The sequence below is a fragment of the Mesorhizobium sp. M7A.F.Ca.CA.003.01.2.1 genome (genome assembly GCF_003998945.1).
In the GTDB taxonomy this organism is placed as follows: domain Bacteria; phylum Pseudomonadota; class Alphaproteobacteria; order Rhizobiales; family Rhizobiaceae; genus Mesorhizobium; species Mesorhizobium ciceri.
In genome coordinates this window covers 1-1,209 of the sequence record NZ_RZRA01001268.1, presented here as the reverse complement: position 1 = coordinate 1,209, position 1,209 = coordinate 1, and the positions used below count along the sequence as shown (strand labels likewise).

2 protein-coding genes and 1 pseudogene are annotated in these 1,209 nt (G+C 59.7%); 2 read left to right on the top strand and 1 reads right to left on the bottom strand.

All coding sequences use genetic code 11. From position 1 onward, the window contains the following. Together EN969_RS36420 and EN969_RS31855 are read left to right on the top strand one after the other, a co-directional pair. Positions 1-131 (top strand): annotated as a pseudogene (locus EN969_RS36420) (DNA alkylation repair protein); the annotation flags it as partial. A 37-nt stretch (positions 132-168) separates the two neighbouring features. Further along, on the top strand, positions 169-825 hold the full coding sequence (locus EN969_RS31855) for a DUF3299 domain-containing protein (RefSeq protein WP_245466105.1): 657 nt from the start codon (positions 169-171) through the stop codon (positions 823-825). Between the two features lie 27 nt (positions 826-852). Here the strand turns inward: EN969_RS31855 and EN969_RS31850 are convergent. Beyond that, the coding region (locus EN969_RS31850; protein WP_164758702.1) for an Lrp/AsnC family transcriptional regulator at positions 853-1,209 on the bottom strand (357 nt) is incomplete at its 5' end.

Here is a 1,209-nt window from a genome sequence, read left to right as displayed (position 1 = left end):
GTGCCGCCCTGGCTGTCGCCGAACGACTGGCGCAGTCGGCAGACAAGACGGCGCGCTGGATCGGCAAGGACGCCGTAAGGGAGCTGACCAATGCCAAGACGCTCGCGCGGATCGCCGCCAGGAAAGGCTGACGGCGCGCGTTCCGCCATGTCAGGATCTCGCCGACATGTGAAGTGGCTGCCGACATGTGATGCGCCTCGAGCGTTGACGTCTTTGGCAGCGGCGTCTTTACTTGAGGCTCAAAGGAAGCGGCCGATGAGCAATCCTCTAAAATCAACCCTGGCGCTCGCTGCCGCTTTGTTTGTGTCCGCTGCCGCCGATGCCTCGGCCGAGACTGCGCACATATTCTGGAAGGATCTGCGTCCGGCTACGCAATCCGCCGCCGAAAACGTCGGGCTGCCGATGATCGCGGCAAAATTGCCCGACCATGGCGAAACGCTGTCCGTCAATCTTCAGGACAAAAGCATTCAGCTAGCCGGCTACGCATTGCCGGTCGATCGCGACGGTGATCTTGTCTACCAGTTCCTGCTGGTACCCTGGACGGGTGCCTGCAGTCACATGCCGACGCCGCCGCCCAACCAGATTGTCTTGGTTACGCCGGCCCGTCCCTACAAGATGTCCGAGGCCTATCAGCCTGTAGCGGTCACCGGCGCGCTGAAGCCGGACATGGAGAAGAGCCAGCTGTTCATCCTCGACGGCGTCAGCATCATCCAGTCTGGCTACAGCGTGCGCAAGGCAGATGTGGTGAGCGTCGAGACCGTGCCGGATACGATCACGCTGCCGGTGAACTCACCCTGGAGTTTCCTCAACAAAAAGAAGAACTAAGCGGGACGACTTTATGTGACGTTCAGCTCAGGCAGCGTTGGCACCCGATTCCTTGTCCAGAACCATGTAGTCGAGCGGGATTTCGGTCGTGTACTTGATCTGCTCCATGGCGAAGGACGACGACACATCACGGATTTCGATCTTGGCGATCAGCCGTTTGTAGAAGGCGTCATAGGCCGCGATGTCGGGCACCACGACGCGCAGGAGATAATCGACGTCGCCGCTCATGCGGTAGAACTCGACCACCTCGGGAAACTCCTGGATGACTTCCGAGAAACGCCGCAGCCATTCATGGCTATGCGAATTGGTGCGGATCGACACGAAGACGGTGACGCGCACATTGACCTTTTCATGGTCGAGAATGGCAACGCGCCGCTTGATGAC